Here is a 16,529-nt window from a genome sequence, read left to right as displayed (position 1 = left end):
ATATGGCGAATAAATTATCGGCGAGGCAAGTCCAAACAGCAAAACCCAAAGAGAAGCTTTATCGACTATCTGACGGTGGCAATCTCTACTTCTGCGTTCGTCCCAGCAACTCTCGATCTTGGCAATTTCGCTACAAGCGTCCAGGTCAGGATAAAATCACCTATCTCTCTTTTGGTACCTATCCCGACATGTCTCTCGCTGAGGCTCGAGAGAAAGCCCTCGAAGCAAGAAAGTTGTTGGCTGATGGTATCGATCCCCAATTAGCGAAAGCAGAGCAGAAAGCCAAAGCTATCACTGAACAAAACGCGACATTCAAGCTTGTCGCAGAGCAATGGAAGGTGACCAAAGAAGGGCAACTTAAAGAGAAAACTCTCAATGGAAACTGGCGCAAGCTAGAACTCTATGCCTTTCCGAAACTTGGTACCATACCGGTAAGTAAGATCACCGCACCTATTGCAATAGCTGCTTTACGACCTGTAGAAAATCAAGGCTTACTTGAAACGGTTAAACGCACCGCTCAATTGATGAACGAGATCATGAACTATGCCGTGAACAGTGGTGTGATTCATGCTAATCCATTGTCAGGCATTCGTGAGGTGTTTAGGAAGCACAAAGTTGTTCATATGAAAGCGCTGCAACCTCATGAAATGTATGAGCTCATACGTACCGTTGCTACAGCCAAAATACAGCATGTGACACGCTTTTTGATTGAGTGGCAACTCCACACCATGGTTCGCCCTAATGAGGCATCTGGTGCTCGCTGGGAAGAGATAGATATGGCGAATCAACTATGGATTATCCCTAAAGAGCGTATGAAGATGAACCGCGAGCACGTCGTTCCATTAACCATGCAAACATTAGTTATTCTCGAAGCGATAAAACCTATTAGTGGTCATAGGGAATTCATTTTCCCATCGAGCCGCAACCCCAAAGTTCCCACTGATTCAGAAACTGCCAATAAAGCGCTGAGTAGGATGGGGTTTAAAGATAGGACCACAGCTCACGGTATGAGAGCACTTGCTAGTACCACTCTTAACGAAAAAGGTTTTGATGCCGATGTGATTGAAGCAGCACTTGCTCACACCGACAAGAACCAAATACGTAAAGCCTACAATAGAACAGATTACCTCGTATCTCGACGTGAACTTATGGCTTGGTGGAGTGAGCATATCGAGAAATCAAGCTATGGAAGTTACAGTGTTACCGGAGGCGGTTACTTACAGCAGGTTAACTAATCGGTTTGTTGTATGAGCTATGAGGCGGTTCTAGTTGATGGCCAGTAGACATCGATACCAAATCTTTTCAAGCATATGTCATCAGAGTGAAATCTACTTACTGATGAGGTGTCATAATGCCAAACAAACCGATTCGTTTGATCCGCCTAAATGAAGTACTCGCGATGACTGGATTATCAAGATCTAGTATGTATCGCTCTATAGAAAAACAACAGTTTCCAAAGCAGGTGTCACTTGGTGATAGAGCTGTGGCTTGGGTGGAGTCTGAGGTCCAAGCCTGGGTGGTTGATAGAGTAGTCAGCCGATAGTGCATGATGTAGTGGAGTGCTGATGCTCTCCATTCTGGATCTGAATGTTAATTTTAATCCAAAGTGTTTTATATCAATGAGCTAATTTTTATTTTTGCGATTGTTTCTATTTTTAACCACCCGTAATAGTGTCTGTAGTATATAAGGTAAATTGACTGTAGATTATATTCTCAAGAGCAATGTTTCTTACGAGTTAACGCTTGACGAATATATACAACGGTTACGGGGCTGATTGACTGGAACTATTCGGACCTTAATGAGCTAGCCAGTTGATCTAGCGCTTTTGTTAGCATCAGATTTCTTTGCTCTAGCGACTCAGTTTTATCATGCATTTCTCGTAACTGAATCTCTTTCTGTCGGTTGCTCTCCTGCAATATATGGAGGTCTTTGAGCTTTTTTTGTAATAAGCCATTCGCATTTTCTAGCCTTTGAATCTCTCTTTTAAGTGCCGCTCCATCGATAATTGATTCTACAGCTTGGCCTAAATTATCTAATCGATATTTCTTTTTAACCTTCTTGAGAACTGTGTGAGTTTTGTCATCAACATAGACAGTATGTACTTTTCTTTCTCTTGTTTTTCTTCGGCAGTATTGTGTCCAAGAACTCTTCATCTTCGACAGTTTTTTTTGTCTTTGAGCCTGCTCTTCAGTCCTGGAAAAGTAACGTTCCGCTTGCTCTAAGATGCTCTGTTCTAGAGGGTTAGCAATTATGTTGTCTACAGACGGAAGTCTTCTCGGTATCCCTTTTTTAATAAAGTATTCAGCCAGCCACTTGGTCATCTTCTTGTTCTGAAAATCAGTCCAACACCTAAAGTCTTCCATTTCCTTAGTCATTATTTTCTCTTTATATTTAAATGTTACATGTAGCTTTACATGTAAGCTATGACGTGTCAAAAATTATGATACTATAAACTTAATAGGTATTATATTTGAAGTGCGATAATCATGATTAGTTTAATTCTCCAGTCATGGAAAGGACTTAAGCCGCAGGACAAAGTCGTATACTTACATTGGATTTGGTGTACTAGAGAACAAAGAAATGTGTCCCTATCAATTGCATCTTTGTCTGAAAAGTTAAAGATAAAAGAGTCTACAGTTCGTGGCTCTGTAGCTCGCTTATATGCAGCTGATAAGGTGATTTTTAACGATGAGCAGTCATCGTATGCTATCGCTCATCCAGTCGGTTTTGATAGTTCTCAGGCGCAACCTGAAGAGAAGTTGATTTCAATACTAGCAATGCTAGGTATTGGAACTGCCCTAACAGGTGAGCGTGCTGAAGTGTTAGCGAAGCGGCTTCTTAGAGCTGTATTAGTTTCTTTGACTGATGAACTAGGCATCATTGAACGTGTTAGTTTTTCTCATCTCTCCTCTATCACCGGAATGACGGTACAGAGGCTACGTCGTTACAAAGATGAGCTTATAGATGACGGGTACATAATCAAATTTGTGCCTGGTGGGAATGCTCCTTCTTTGTATAAAAAAGTTGCATCTATCTGCATCATGAATCCCGAAAAATTTACAAGCAAGAACATAGCTCTTTGGAGGTTTGATGCGGGATCATTAGTGAGTAACAGAGAACTTAACTCCTGCATACACAACATCCAAACAAAGTATCAATCTACCCCGGTTCTAAATATTGAAGAGATAAATCGTCACAGATTAGCGGGGAGGGTCCACCATCTTTTTGATGAATTGGTTTCCCAGTTAATACGAAGCAAGTTGTTAGAAAAACACTTAATTTGTTCTAGAGGCATTATTGCCAAAACAGATCAGATTACAGTAAACAAACGGCTCCAGATATTATGGAGAAGGTACATAGAATCCGTTTCTGATGTGGCGTTAGATATTTTACTTGAGCATATAGAGAAAAGTGGGCCTGAATATCCTATTGATGTTTACTTTTTTAGGCATAAAGATACCTGTTATGTGCTTTCGAATGTCGGTCGGAGTCGGTGTGATAACACGAACTAACTTGAGAGTGAATTTCGTGCTATGTGCGATGAAAGAAGTCTTGTTGGAGCTGGTCTGTGAGCGAGTAACAAGCCAATTCTAAGTGACGGTATGGTTAGTATATATGAGGTAGGGAACATCTAGAAGAATCATACCTACCTCAAGTAGGTTAGGAAGTAAGGTAAAAAAATATATGAGTAGAGATACCTGTAGATGAACAACACAGGAATCAATCTCATGAAGAAATCTACCTACCAAGGATTACCAACATTAGGCTCATCCTATGAGCTTAACAACGATTACCTAGAAGTTATCCGTGTACCAATGGATAATGCAATGGATGAGTACCCGCGGGTTTTTGTTGTTAGGTTCGACCTTCGTCAACCCCAAGGTGCTTTGCTTGACTGTCTTAGCCGTGATGAAATTTTGGGCAACGAAGCTTTAGGTATTCACCGTACAGATTTAGCTACTCGATTTGTTCAGTCGTTCAAGGCCAAACTGAAGGCACATGAAAGAAGATGTCACCGAAAAGGGGCAAGAGTTTACCCTTGTACTGTTAGGTTTGCGTGGGTTAGGGAGCGCGATAGATCGGCACACGACCACTATCACTTTGTCTTATTCCTGAATGAAGACCGTTTTGGAAGGTTGGGCAAAACTACAAATTCAGGCTCTCTAGCATGGACTATCACCAGTGCTTGGGCTAGTGCATTGAATTGTGATGTGAGTACTATTCGCCGTCTTGTGCAATTCCCTGACAATGCCTGTTATCTCCTGGATCCAAAGAGCAAGGGTTTTATTAAAGTATTTAAAGACTTGTTTCGTAGGCTTAGCTATTTTGCTAAGTATGACACGAAGCATTATGACGAAGGTCATCGATGTATAGGCCGAAGCATTCGTTAGGTTCGAACCAAGGTCTTTATCCAGAAAGCAAAAAATAAAGGGGAGCGAATCCCCTTATCCTTTGTGGCGATGCCTTAAATCCCATACACGCCACTGACTGGCTTGAATGAACGCATGAGCGTCCCGTTTAAGCTGAGTTAAGGTGAAAGTGCTTGAGAACATGTCACCGTCTAGACAGTAGCTACAGAACTGATGGCAGTTTTCATTTAGCAGGGAATAGTCTGTTTGTACGCCTAGCATGCCTTCTGCTATTTGAGCACAAGACTCACTTCCAACGGCACTGCCTTGTGCATTGCAACTGACGTAAATCGAAAGGGCAGTGGTATTAGCCAGGAACTGGTTAACTGATACGTCTTCGATAAGGCCGTTACCGTTACGATGGATGATACGTCCATTTCCTACGTAGACACCTGAATGTTCAGCAGTTCCAAATGCGAGATCGCAATACACAATGCTGCCCCTAATTGGGCTGTTGGTTTTCCAGAATAAATTTTGAATTAAACTTTTCGATAAGTTGCCGACTAGAAAGCTGCTTATTGCGTTATATGGATTCATGTTATTTGCTCTCAAATGTAATAATCACGAAACTCAAAAAGGCTCTGAGCTTAATGTTTATAAGGGATTAGCGGTCCCGCTCCCTGAGTAAATGATTAGGTTTAAAGTTCAAGAGAAACAAAATCTTGATCGACTTCATCTTGAGTGATACCGATATATCGAAGGGTGACGCCCTCAGATGTGTGACGAAGCATTTTCATGACACGTCCTATATCTTTTGTGGATTGATAGAGAAAGTAACCTCGGGTCTTTCTCATCGAGTGAGTACCTAACGCGATATTCAGCTCTTGGCCTACTTGCTGAAACGCCATCGACACAGCGCGTCGCGTGATTGGCTGCGGTGGTTTGTTTTTCAGCTGCTGGCATCGGTGGGATTGAAACAAGTAGATGTGGTCGGGATGTTGCTCCCTCAATCTAGCAATGTGCAGCTGCGCTTTGGTATTGAGCTGAATGTTGGCGATCTTTCCGGTTTTACTCTCTCGAATAATGAGTCGGTCGCCATTAATGTCTTCAAAGCTAATCGACAACAAATCAGAAATCCTCAGTGCCAGGTTTAATCCGATATGCCACACATCGGCCATTTGTGGATGACAACGAATACTTAATAAGTGACCAACCATACGTATGGTGTCATCGTCTTTAATTGCTTGGACCTCAGCCATAGTCTGCTTCCTTTTTTGTCTGTAGAAGGGTGTTTTGGGAAGCACAAAGCCGACGATATTAAAGAACCCTTATACAGCAAGGGATGGAAGCTTCCCGTTTTAACAATATGGGAAGCAGCCTCGTTTTAGCTCTGTGCGGGTGGTTGTGTTGAATGTTTGTGATATGAAGTGGAGATGGACGGTCAGTGGATAGGGTTGCTACGAGTGATGATTAACTGTACTTAACCTGAACTTGGTCGTAGGCGCTCATTTCTACATAAGCTATAAAGTTACACTCCCACATCCCATATAGCTCGGTTGTTTCTTGCAGGTACATACCAAGCCATCCGCTGAAACGAGCGAAAGCGACGTCGTTAGCAAAATCAAAAGCCAAGTCAGGAACGAGTTCTGGTGTACCTGTTTCTTCATAAATAAGGTCAGTGATTTCCATAAGATCGATATGGCTACCTTTGACCTCCACCGTAATAGAGACCGGGTGAAAGCCTCCGCCTTTCGGATGGTAGCTTGAGTCTTGAAAACGGATGGTTATTCTTCCCCGGTAATTAACATCACCAATAGAGCGTTTGACTAACTCAATAAGTTGATGTGAAGGCTTAGCTCGCTTGTACGCGAACATAGCCAGATTAGCAGCTTGATTCATGGGGACCTCTTTGAATTAAGTTAGGATTAATGAGCGGATGTGATGTTGATTGAGATTGTAGGTTGCGTGGTGAGAGTATGAGTGATGGCTTTGATCCAGCTAGCAAGTAAGGTTTGTACTTCTGGCCGTTGTAGGCTGCACTGTTTAATCTCTGGGTGATAGAACCAACATCCTACGAAGTTGAAATACAGGGATAACTCTTTTTGTGGCGTACCTGTGACTATCACATCAAAGGTGGCAATAAAGCGGAGTTGCCAAGGTGCTTGGCTTGATGCTCGCTCCAATTGAATTTCGATTGGTTGAAAACGGCTATTCATATCTTTAGAGCGTATGTTTAACGCTATCCGCTTGACTGTGTTTGGGATGATGTTTTCAGACATCAGCGCATCAAGAAAACAATGCATGGGACGAACGAGTTCTTCGTTAACACCGGAAATAGTGAATCTATTCATACCCACCCCTTTTCTGCAAATGACACACAATCCTCACCCACAACGATGTGGTCCAATACTCGGAGATCTACCAGCTTTAGTGCATCCACTAGCCGCTGTGTAATACGCCTATCAGCTAGAGAGGGCTCAGCGATCCCTGAAGGATGGTTATGAGCCAAAACTACTGCGGCGGCGTTGTGGTTTAGTGCAGCCTTGAGTACTTCACGTGGATAGATTGAGGCCGCATCAATGGTGCCAAAGAACAGTTCTTCAAAACTGATCAACTGGTGTTGGTTATCAAGAAATATCACAGCAAATACTTCGCGGTCGTGAGCCCCTAACTTGAGCTTTAAGAACTCTTTTACATTGGTAGGGTTAGTGAAGGTGCCTTCTCGTTTGTATTTCGTAGCTAGTGCTTCAGCTGCACGTTCTAACAGTTCATTTAACTCTGAAGTTTTGAATGGGTAATCGTGTTTGTTGTTGGAGTTACGCATAAGAGTTCCTTGGATTATCTGTTTGGTTATGCGTACTGATGAAATATATCTGAAAGGGCTTTAAATCAGCTTTCTAGGGATGGAGGATTGAAAGTAATCGCTCTCAGGGACAGGTAAAAAATAACTTGCTTGTCGTTGTTATGTAGCAATCGTAATTAAGCGACGAATGAACAATCAACACAATTGGCTGGTGCAAAGGATGTATCGGCTTTTTAGTCTCTGGAGAGTATAAAAATGAACAAAGAAATTTATGTAGAAACGGCCATCGAAAACAAGCAAAGAGGATTGTTTGTTGGTGGGGTTGGAATGATTGTCCTTGATGATGACGGAAGCATCAGTGATGAAGATTGGCAAACCTTTGACAGCATCACAGACCGCAATTACTTAGAGTTATCAGCACTTGCGTTTGGACTAAAGTGTGCCAGTGATGGCGACATTATTTATTCCAACAGTGACTATTGCGTTTCAGGCTTTAATGAGTGGTTAGATGGCTGGAAACGTAGAAATTGGCGTAAAGCAAATAAAAAACCGATAACTCATCAAGCCCTTTGGGAGCTAGTGGATAAACGAAGTGCAGATAAGCAAGTTGAGGTGAGAAAGGTCGCGGCCTGTTCCGCAGGAAAAGACGCCGCTTATAGGTACGCTCTCGCAGCGGTGAATGGGCAGTTGTAATGATAATGAATCACTTGCTGGTGCTGCCAGCAAGTGGTTCCTTTTATGCGGTCATCGAATGTTAATGCCTTTGGATGTGTTTGATGATTGAAAACTAGTTGGCTCACTTAAACTGCAAAACTCGGTAGGCAAATGGTTGGAGATAAAAACGGTATTTTTCTATGTGTCAGTCAATCCCATGGGAACACACAACATAGGAGGACGTCCCATGAGATTTCTAAAACTAAAAGAAGTAATGGAAAAAACAGCATTAAGCCGTTCAGCGATTTACCGAAAAATGAATGATGGTGAGTTTCCAAAATCCATCAGTTTGGGGGATAGGGCCGTAGCTTGGGTGGAAGGTGAGGTAGATGAATGGATGGAGGAGTGCTTGATGGGGCGTTAATTGGCCACTTACCGCTAGATAATATTGTTACTTGAAGAACACGTCGCTAAAAAGCAGGTATTTGAATTATGTCCTAGAGGATAGTCTTTGAGATGTACTGCAATTGTGCAGTTCTAATCAAAGGAGATACATTATGACAAAAAGTAAAGGTAATCGCGGTCCATCAAGCCACCCTGGTCCAGGAGGAAACTGGCCGTCAACAACAGGAAATAAATCAGGTGGCGGACGAGGAGTAGCGGCTCCCAAGAAAGGATAACTAGAATATAGGAGAGGGCCTGGTTTCAGGCCCTTTGAATGAAATGACAGAATTACATTATCGTTTTCCAACTATAGGTGAGGTTGTTCGGGAGCTTTTTAATGCCGCCGGAATCCTCCCTCAGAAGAAGGATGAAACTTCAGTTATTGGAGGCGAGAAACACAAAAAGGCTATACAGAAAAGCCTTGCGCGGTTAGCGAGTGAAAACTCAAAGATTAGTACCCAACTAGAAGAACTGCTGAGTATATTTGGTGAAATAGTGTTCGAGTTAGTGGATGACCCTCGAGTAACATTAGCCATAATGGCTTCAATCGAAGATGCTTTGGACCAATATAGAGACCTTGTCCGCCTCGATGGAACATATCTGTCTTTTCCCGAGACGATTAAGTGGGTCGTTCAGCATCGCTTAATAGATAGGGTATTAACTTCATTATTTAAAAACTCGTTGGCGTTCGACGTTAATGCATCTGGTTTATCATTACCTGAAGAAAAGTTTTGGTGGTTGCCGGAGGTGAACTTTGACGCCAAGGGGGAAACAGTTCAGTTTCCAATAACCAAAGTGTGGCAATGGATATATAGTTCTCAGGGTTTATCTCAGATCAGGTTCCATAACCCAGCTCAGGGTGATATTTCATATCAGACAAACAAGCAATTGATAGAAAAATACAAGCGTTATGAACGGAACCTTGAAAATGCACAAAGGTGGACTTCAGGCCAGCAGTTACCCAGTACGCATGCTCTCAGTAAAGCGCTGAATGATTCAATCGAAGCTCTGGCCGAGATTGGTGATGAAAGATACAGTAGAGATATTACTCCTAATCAGGTTAACGCTTATCGAGTTGCACTCTTTTTGGGGCGATTTACAACGTATTGCTTCAAGTCTGTTCAAAATGCTTATGGTGATGATTATTTGCATCAACTCGTTATCGGTTTTAAGAAGCAATACCGAAGGTTTGATAGAGAGACATGTCACTATAGAGTGGTGGCGCAAGAGTGTGTTAGCAATATGGACGTTCTGGCACTTGAACGACAAGACTATTGGTATAGTGCCGTAATGGAGTTGTGGTGGCTTAGGGCTGACAAAATTAAATGGGGCTCCCAAGGCATCAACTATAACATGGACAGCAAAGGCACTAGTCGCATCGAGCAGTTCAAGAAGTTGATAGCTCGTATTGGGCCTGCCATGACTTATAGCTTAGTGAAGCATCATGAGAATCCAACTAACGACTTGGTGCCTAGTGATTTTCCTCGGCTGTTGGATGAAGGGCTAAAACTTAAGAGAGAAGCAACGTCATTAAGTGAAATTGATGAGTATAAGAATAGAGTCGAAATTGCTGGACTAGGCAAAATGCTCTGCTGGCTGGTGGAATGGTGTAAAGCTATTTTCCACTATAGAAATGAAGACTATCAAAATGCACATCCTCATTTTAAAAGAGCTTTTTCTTTAGCACGTTATTCGGCAGGACAGGAGCAATACTTGCTCGTTAACCAATATATTGAAAGTAGCGCTAAAGCCGATAATTACAGAGAGTTCAAAAAAGCCGTTGCGTGGGCAAGCTATCTTGGAATCAAGGTTCGTTGGTTACGAGGAATGAAAGATCCTGAGTCGGAAGATAGTTTGCGTACAGTGTATGCTTTTATGAAGACAGCACGGTACTGGCAGCTATGACCACTTAACACGAAGGCAATGATTGAATCTAACCTAGATATAATCATACAGGCACCGGGCCTAAAAGTGGGTAACTGTCAGATCAGGTCTGAATTAGTACATATAAATCACCCACGTGTTTGATCTTTTTTAAGCTAGAAGTATAAATACTGTTTTAGTTCCTCAAAGTTAGCCACAATAATCTGCTGACCTTTAGGATTCGAATCCAGCACATTGATATCAATGTTATAGGCATCGAGAACATAGCGAACCAACGCAGCATTGGTTGGTATTGTGAGTGTACCTTTTTCCATACCGTAATCATGCGCTAAGACATTGGCTTGAGTTTCCGTAAGTCGTGGGTCAGGCTTTAAATCAACTGTGAGGGGAGTATTCCACAACACGTCATGCTCTCTTCCTTTTACTCTTTTGGCCTCAAGGCATGGAATGCCTCTTACGCGGCTGAGCACAAAATCTCGATAGTCATTCGCATGTTCACAATAGGCTCGAACATGCCAACGTAGAGATGTGCAAACGAGAGTATGTGGAGAGATAATCCGCTCAACTTCAATGCCGTCTTTTAGTGATGTGTAGCTTATGTCGACACGTTTCTTCTCTCTGATAGCTTGAACTAAAGGACGCAAAACTTGTGGTGATATATTGCGAGTAATAGGGCGGACCATGGAAACATTTTCAAACCCCATATCCAGTTCATTAAAGGTCACAGCCATGTCTTCACTGCGCGCTAGAATATGAAGGTATTCATCGGCATGTCCACTGGTTAGCTCTGGGGCAAAGCTTTCACTGGGCTTATAACCTTTTAATTGCTTATCATAAACGAGGTTGCCAGGTGCCACCTCAGAGAGGTAAGAGTTGATGTCTTTCGATGCTTGCTGCCTGCCAATACCAAAGCTCTTAATCAGGTGATTGGTCGTTAACCGTCCTTCCCATAGTGCGATGACTTCTATCATTCTGTAACGGAACAGTAGATCCCAACGTATTGGCCATTTGCTCATAATGTAACTCCTGTCTAGTTATGCGACGTGTGTATGTAATCAGTATTTACCTGTCGTCATTGGCGTCATAATATTGTTGGGACTGAAAATCGTCAAGAAAGTAACCAGAACAGCGTAACGCACTTGCGGGTGGCCTTTATGAATTACATTAACAGCGATAACAAAAATGGTTTATGGGAACTTGCGATTAAAGGCATCGAAGGTCCAATATTAGCCAGTGATTATCTGGGGCTTTATGGTTCAACACCTGATGAAGCTCGTACAGCATCTATAAAGAAGAAAATTGTAGTTTATAGCGCGGAAGGTGAAGACTTTATTCAATGTGGTTATTGTGGTCTCCCTGTAAGGTATCGAGCACGAAGTGCGACTAGTAGAGCTGCTTTCTATCATAAGCATATTCCGGAGTTGGATGAGGTAGATTGTCCATTTCACAGTGACTACCATGGTGATTTTGCATTTACTGAAGCTGAAATGCATGAAACTCAATGGCACTTTCGCACAAAGCATTTTATTGCCGGTACATTGAGAGAATCAGATCAAATAAAGCGTGATTCTATCCAAGTAGAAAAGTTTGTCTTTGCAGAAAAAGGCACTTCCAAAAAATGGCGCAAGCCGGATATTTACTTTGAAGACACCAATGGTAATCGATTCGCGATAGAGTTGATTCAAGGTTGGTTGGACCCAGAAATAATCCATGCTCGCGAGCAGTTCTTCTTAGGGGAAGAGATCAACCTGATTTGGTTGTTTAGTGAAGCTCGAAGCGATTCTATTTTCTATTACATCATGTACGGTACCGCCTTAGAGGCTCACCCTGAAAGCTTTGCGGAGTTTGAGAGCAAAGTGAAAGACATCCAATGTAATGCCTTTGTTTTCTCTCAAGAAGCGTTAGATAAAAGCCAAGAGAGTGGAGAGTTCTATTTTGAGGCACATTTCCCCGAGTTTGATTTTAAATCAACAGAGCTTTTCTTAGAGATGAGCTATGGGTGTCAAATGGTGGTATTGAGTGACTTAATATTGTCTCCAGAACGGCTACCATACGCAATCAACACAAAAGCTGCTTTGCATGGAAAGCAACAAGAACTGTCAGCTGCTATAGAGGAAAAGGCTCAACGAGAGTCTCAACAGGCAGTAAAACGAATTAAGCAACTTCTTGAACAAATTGCTTTGCGTGGTGAGCAAGGTGAACTTGCACTGCCAACACTTACTCACCTATCAGGTGAGATAACCGAATGTTTTGATTATGTATTGCTGGGATGTGATGAACGAGATTTGTTGCTTAAAGTTGTCCATCAAACCATCAATCGAGAAAAGGTGAGGCTTGAAGAGCGACAAAGGAAAGCCGAGCGAATAGCTCATGCCAAGGAGCTTAGAGGATTACGCCATCAAATAGTTTATGTCCGAAGAGTGCTGAATCAAAGTGTAACAGTTCAAGAGTTAACGGATCTCAGATACCACCTAGCAGATGTTATGAGTGATTATAGGAATGTCATATCTAGCGATTTGTCTTCTCCAATCTGGAGGCGTTATTTGAACACTCTTTTAGAAAAAATTGGTGCTCAAACAACATCACTTGCCAAAGATCTACCTAAACCAGTGGCCATCTGGCGCATCACTAATGATCTTCTCAGCTACCCACTTGAAAAGCGAATACAACTGTTCGAAGTTCATAGTCCATTGGGTATCGATATGTCGAATCAGGTCTCAGCATATTCTGTCAACAAATCACCTCAAGAGACTCAAGAGTTAAAAAATAAACTAGATGAGATAAAACGCAGAACAAAAGTGCAGTTCCTGAACAAAAACTGGAAGGCATTGATGGGGAACTGGGACCCGGAATATAGTTATCTTGAGACTTTTCTTCAAGCGGGAGATCTCTTGTGTATTGAAGAACCATCAGAGCTTATAGGACATGAACAAGATTGGGTTGAAGATGCTTTGAACAAATTTGTAGGAAGGTTGGCTAACCAAGTAAATGAGTACTATTCAGCTGCTTTTGAAAGAGCTTATGCGAGGGTCGATAAAATTAGGCTAGGTAAATTGCTGTTGTTTTGGGATTGGCTTGAACATGGTGGGTTTCTCTTCGGTCAACTAGTTTCTGCAGAGAAAGCAGTTGAACTAAGAAAGTATCTGTCAGAGCAAAATTACGACGAAAGCAAGGTAAAATAGGTTATGCACAAACTTAATTCACTCAAAACTGGTACAAAACTCAATAACACAGAGTTATGTGAAGTCTTCGGCTGCAGCCCGCAAGGTGGGATGCGTCGCTCACATAAAACCAATACATTGGTTATTGTATCGAACCACATCAAGTCTATTTATGATGATCGTTGGGTAGGTGACGTTCTCCACTATACAGGCATGGGCTCTAAAGGCGATCAAAGCTTAACGTTTCAGCAGAATAAAACGCTAGCTGAATCGAGAACCAATGACGTCGCTGTTCACTTATTTGAGGTGTTTACGGACCAAGAATACACCTATGTTGGCGAAGTCGCTCTCGACGGTGAACCGTACTCGGAAACGCAAGATGATGAACAAGGTAATCCAAGAAGAGCATATATATTCCCTCTAAAGCTTGTAACGGGTGAGCGCCAGGTTAGAAAAGAAGATCGCGATAACGTTGAGAGCGTCCGAATTCGCAAGGCCAAGAAATTGACTCTTGAGGAGCTTCAATCTTTGGCGACAAAAGGTGGAAAAAATGCGACACGGTACCAACAACAATCCATCAGCTATGAGCGAAATATTTGGGTAGCAGAACTGGCTAAACGCCTTGCTAAAGGTCAGTGCCAACTTTGTCTACAACCGGCGCCATTTAAAAATGCGAAAGGCGAGCCATATCTCGAGACACACCATATTGTTTGGCTCGCCAAAGGTGGAGACGATACGGCTGAAAATACAGTCGCATTATGCCCCAATTGCCACAAGAAAATGCATATCGTAGATGACGTAAAGGATGTTGAGGTTTTAAAATCCCGTAGCAATAAATTGTTAGAAGAGCTAAATCAATGAGTAAGAAACACATTGAAGTCGTTGCGGCTGTACTGAAAAATGAAGGTGAATTCCTAGCCGTACAAAGAGCGCCATCAAAGCTAGATTATGTTAGCGAAAAATGGGAGTTTCCAGGCGGTAAAGTAGAAGCAGGCGAAACGCTTGTTGCAGCTATTGCCAGGGAGCTAGATGAAGAGTTAAGAATTGCCGTTACTGAACCACAGTTTTTGTTGACGATTGAGCATAGCTACCCTGATTTTGATATCACCATGCATTGCTTTGTTATTGAGGTACTAACGCGCGAACTTGAGCTTACGGAGCATATTGACTCTCGCTGGTTATCGAAAGACCAACTTTGGGGTGTTGATTGGGCTGCGGCCGATATACCGGCCGTTGAAAAACTCCAGTCTACGTTCTGAAGGATTACGAAAATGGACCTAAAAGCAGGCTGGGATGGGACTTGGCAAGACTTTCTTTCTACAGACAAAGCTAGTTTTCTACAGTCGTTAGTATCTTTCCATCGTAGTTTGAGTTGGACGCAAGATCTCGATCCTGCGCAACGCTACGCTTGGGAAACTGAATACGATGTAATGACGTCTACTCTTAATCACGTCATTACAGAAACTCAAGTGGAACCAGAGAAGTGCTGGATAGCCTTTGAACAAGAATTGATTGGTGAAGGCGGAAAACGAGCGGCGGATGTTAACCTAGTTACTCCAGCTGGCGAATTGTTTGTAGTCGAGTTCAAACATAAGCAAGAAGCCTCTGAATACGAAATTCTTCGAGCAAACTCTGATTTGCAAACAATGCGACGCTATCACAGTGAATCTATCGACTTAGTCGGTCATGGCTTTGTTGTTCTCACCAAACCTGGTGCTAAGCCGTTCCATCATCCAAACGTTGTGTGTGACATCGCAGATGATGGTCTGGCTCCCCAGTTAACTTCACAGCTTATAACGTCATTAAGTAAACCTAGTTACTATAATGTACACCAGTGGGCAAAAGGTGAATTTTATCGCCAGCCAAGCATATTGCATGGCACTGCTCAGGTCTTTTTCGACGCTAAAATACCTACGCTAAAAACCTCGGCCGGTGAAAATATTGACCAAGCACGTGCGGCACTTTTTAAGCTTTACCAGCATGCAAGGGACAAGCAGCAAAGATATGTTGTTGTCGTTCATGGGCGCCCTGGTGCCGGTAAGACTCTACTGGGCATTAGTTCTGTTGCGGAAATTGCACGTAGTGAGAGCGCAAAGCAGAGCGAACCTATTTTTCTTTCTGGCAATGGACCTCTCGTTCAGGTGCTACAACATACGTTAGATTATAGTGGTAAGCAGTCAGTTGGCCGGACAGGAGATAAGGTCATTGATGGTCGGGTGATGATCCAAGACCTGCTCCCGTTCAAGAAGGATCTGAAGCGCTCACTAACATCACGCAGAGAGACTTTTGTCGTATTTGATGAAGCACAGCGAGCGTGGGACAAAGCAAGCCCTAGAGAATCACAATCACCGTCTGAGTTAATGTTGTTTTGTAACTGGCTTGCTTGTCAACCGTTTGGAGTGTTGGTGCTTTTGGTGGGAGATGGTCAAGCGATCCATCGCAATGAGATGCAGTTAGATCAGATGCTAGCAGACCTAGATGCAGCAATAAGAGCGCAAAACGGCAAAGTCATCCCTATTATGCCATCGCTGCACGCCGATAAAATGCAACTCGTTATGCCAATTAAGAAAGACGTGTATAACCTTAAAACGCCCATTCGGCAGGCCTATACAGAGAGTTTAGACAAGTGGATTGAAGCGGTTCTATCTAACAATTCTGACCAAGCTCAAAAAGTCGCTTTGGATATTCAGGCTTACTACCCATTGCGACTGACTCAAAACCAGCAAACTGCTGAAACTTATGCTCTGGGTTTACAACAAACTATGCACGAAGGAAACAAGCTTCAAGATGCCTTTAGAACAGGCTGGTTGATGTCCAGCCAAGGTGGCAAGTTTATTGAGGAAGTCCAGAAAGATAAATACAAACCAGGTAAACATATTGGCCCTTGGTACGTTGAGCCACCAAGTTCTGAAGATTCATGTTGTCAATTTGAAGCGGCTTGTACTGAGTTTAGTTGTCAAGGTTTAGAACTATCACTTGCTCTGTTTAACTGGGGGCAGGATATGGTCTATCGCAAAGGAAAGCTGGTGGCTGAAGACCGGCGCCAGTACGAACATTACACAGAGGGTAGTTATAGAGTGTTGCTCAGTCGTGGGCGTAGTGGTTTAGTCATAAAGTGTGATGACCAGGAAACGTTCGAATACCTAAAACAATGTGGTATGCAGGTGGTCTAATATGTGGGCGGCACATTGTTTGGGCGTTCTATTAGTTTTTTAGCAAATATCAGAAAGGAG

19 protein-coding genes are annotated in these 16,529 nt (G+C 42.7%); 12 read left to right on the top strand and 7 right to left on the bottom strand.

Features of this window, described 5'->3' with window-relative positions:
• Positions 1–2 precede the first annotated feature (2 nt).
• Together VFDL14_RS0122920 and VFDL14_RS23815 are read left to right on the top strand one after the other, a co-directional pair.
• Positions 3–1,235 carry a tyrosine-type recombinase/integrase gene (locus VFDL14_RS0122920; protein WP_032549395.1) on the top strand — a complete coding sequence of 411 codons (1,233 nt, stop codon included), beginning with the start codon at positions 3–5 and terminating at the stop codon, positions 1,233–1,235.
• A 116-nt stretch (positions 1,236–1,351) separates the two neighbouring features.
• Positions 1,352–1,543: a helix-turn-helix transcriptional regulator gene (locus VFDL14_RS23815; RefSeq protein WP_032549393.1), complete on the top strand. Its 192-nt coding sequence runs from the start codon at positions 1,352–1,354 to the stop codon at positions 1,541–1,543.
• A 242-nt stretch (positions 1,544–1,785) separates the two neighbouring features.
• On the opposite strand, the gene VFDL14_RS19395 is transcribed toward VFDL14_RS23815, so the two are convergent.
• Positions 1,786–2,376 carry a hypothetical protein gene (locus VFDL14_RS19395; protein WP_032549392.1) on the bottom strand — a complete coding sequence of 197 codons (591 nt, stop codon included), beginning with the start codon at positions 2,374–2,376 and terminating at the stop codon, positions 1,786–1,788.
• A 111-nt stretch (positions 2,377–2,487) separates the two neighbouring features.
• Between VFDL14_RS19395 and VFDL14_RS19400 the strand changes: the two genes are divergently transcribed.
• The gene (locus VFDL14_RS19400; protein WP_032549391.1) at positions 2,488–3,513 is read left to right on the top strand and encodes a hypothetical protein; all 1,026 of its coding nucleotides are present in this window, start codon (positions 2,488–2,490) and stop codon (positions 3,511–3,513) included.
• Positions 3,514–3,729: 216 nt separating this feature from the next.
• Positions 3,730–4,392, top strand: a complete 663-nt coding sequence (locus tag VFDL14_RS19405) for an inovirus Gp2 family protein (RefSeq protein ID WP_032549390.1) — start codon at positions 3,730–3,732, stop codon at positions 4,390–4,392.
• A gap of 54 nt (positions 4,393–4,446) precedes the next feature.
• On the opposite strand, the gene VFDL14_RS19410 is transcribed toward VFDL14_RS19405, so the two are convergent.
• The 5 genes from VFDL14_RS19410 to radC all read right to left on the bottom strand — a co-directional run bounded on the left by VFDL14_RS19410 (position 4,447) and on the right by radC (position 7,174).
• Entirely contained in the window at positions 4,447–4,947 is a 501-nt protein-coding gene (locus VFDL14_RS19410) for a lecithin retinol acyltransferase family protein (protein WP_032549388.1), read from the bottom strand.
• 101 nt (positions 4,948–5,048) lie between these two features.
• On the bottom strand, positions 5,049–5,609 hold the full coding sequence (locus VFDL14_RS19415; RefSeq protein WP_032549387.1) for a tyrosine-type recombinase/integrase: 561 nt from the start codon (positions 5,607–5,609) through the stop codon (positions 5,049–5,051).
• A 211-nt stretch (positions 5,610–5,820) separates the two neighbouring features.
• Entirely contained in the window at positions 5,821–6,249 is a 429-nt protein-coding gene (locus tag VFDL14_RS19420) for a DUF2787 family protein (RefSeq protein WP_032549385.1), read from the bottom strand.
• Positions 6,250–6,275: 26 nt separating this feature from the next.
• Positions 6,276–6,701, bottom strand: coding sequence for a DUF2787 family protein (locus VFDL14_RS19425; RefSeq protein WP_032549384.1), 426 nt, complete (start codon positions 6,699–6,701; stop codon positions 6,276–6,278).
• On the bottom strand, positions 6,698–7,174 hold the full coding sequence (radC, locus tag VFDL14_RS19430; RefSeq protein WP_032549383.1) for a RadC family protein: 477 nt from the start codon (positions 7,172–7,174) through the stop codon (positions 6,698–6,700). Before radC ends, VFDL14_RS19425 begins: the two co-directional genes overlap by 4 nt.
• Positions 7,175–7,408: 234 nt before the next feature.
• On the opposite strand from radC, the gene VFDL14_RS19435 reads away from it, so the two are divergent.
• The 4 genes from VFDL14_RS19435 (at position 7,409) to VFDL14_RS19445 (ending at position 10,156) form a co-directional block, all read left to right on the top strand.
• Entirely contained in the window at positions 7,409–7,846 is a 438-nt protein-coding gene (locus tag VFDL14_RS19435) for an RNase H family protein (protein ID WP_032549382.1), read from the top strand.
• 178 nt (positions 7,847–8,024) lie between these two features.
• Complete coding sequence (locus VFDL14_RS19440; RefSeq protein WP_084181817.1) at positions 8,025–8,231, top strand: AlpA family transcriptional regulator; 207 nt, start codon at positions 8,025–8,027, stop codon at positions 8,229–8,231.
• Between the two features lie 133 nt (positions 8,232–8,364).
• The gene (locus VFDL14_RS25005) at positions 8,365–8,487 is read left to right on the top strand and encodes a hypothetical protein (protein ID WP_255201256.1); all 123 of its coding nucleotides are present in this window, start codon (positions 8,365–8,367) and stop codon (positions 8,485–8,487) included.
• Between the two features lie 43 nt (positions 8,488–8,530).
• Positions 8,531–10,156: a hypothetical protein gene (locus tag VFDL14_RS19445; protein ID WP_032549381.1), complete on the top strand. Its 1,626-nt coding sequence runs from the start codon at positions 8,531–8,533 to the stop codon at positions 10,154–10,156.
• Positions 10,157–10,290: 134 nt separating this feature from the next.
• On the opposite strand, the gene VFDL14_RS19450 is transcribed toward VFDL14_RS19445, so the two are convergent.
• Complete coding sequence (locus VFDL14_RS19450; RefSeq protein ID WP_032549380.1) at positions 10,291–11,151, bottom strand: helix-turn-helix transcriptional regulator; 861 nt, start codon at positions 11,149–11,151, stop codon at positions 10,291–10,293.
• A 138-nt stretch (positions 11,152–11,289) separates the two neighbouring features.
• Between VFDL14_RS19450 and VFDL14_RS19455 the strand changes: the two genes are divergently transcribed.
• Genes VFDL14_RS19455 through VFDL14_RS19470 form a run of 4 tightly spaced genes read left to right on the top strand, consistent with a single transcriptional unit; the run spans position 11,290 to position 16,469 of the window.
• Positions 11,290–13,317 (top strand): hypothetical protein, encoded by a 2,028-nt coding sequence (locus tag VFDL14_RS19455; protein ID WP_032549378.1) that lies wholly within the window; start codon positions 11,290–11,292, stop codon positions 13,315–13,317.
• A 3-nt stretch (positions 13,318–13,320) separates the two neighbouring features.
• Entirely contained in the window at positions 13,321–14,157 is an 837-nt protein-coding gene (locus VFDL14_RS19460) for an HNH endonuclease (protein WP_032549376.1), read from the top strand.
• A complete protein-coding gene (locus VFDL14_RS19465; RefSeq protein ID WP_032549375.1) occupies positions 14,154–14,555 on the top strand; it encodes a (deoxy)nucleoside triphosphate pyrophosphohydrolase in 402 nt (133 codons plus the stop codon). The genes VFDL14_RS19460 and VFDL14_RS19465 overlap by 4 nt, the downstream gene beginning before the upstream one ends.
• Before the next feature lie 12 nt (positions 14,556–14,567).
• Complete coding sequence (locus VFDL14_RS19470) at positions 14,568–16,469, top strand: DNA/RNA helicase domain-containing protein (RefSeq protein WP_032549373.1); 1,902 nt, start codon at positions 14,568–14,570, stop codon at positions 16,467–16,469.
• Positions 16,470–16,529 lie beyond the last annotated feature (60 nt).

Source organism: Vibrio fortis, assembly GCF_000695685.1.
In the GTDB taxonomy this organism is placed as follows: domain Bacteria; phylum Pseudomonadota; class Gammaproteobacteria; order Enterobacterales; family Vibrionaceae; genus Vibrio; species Vibrio fortis_A.
Note: the sequence above shows the minus strand (reverse complement) of the source record. Positions and strands in the feature narration are given on the sequence as shown.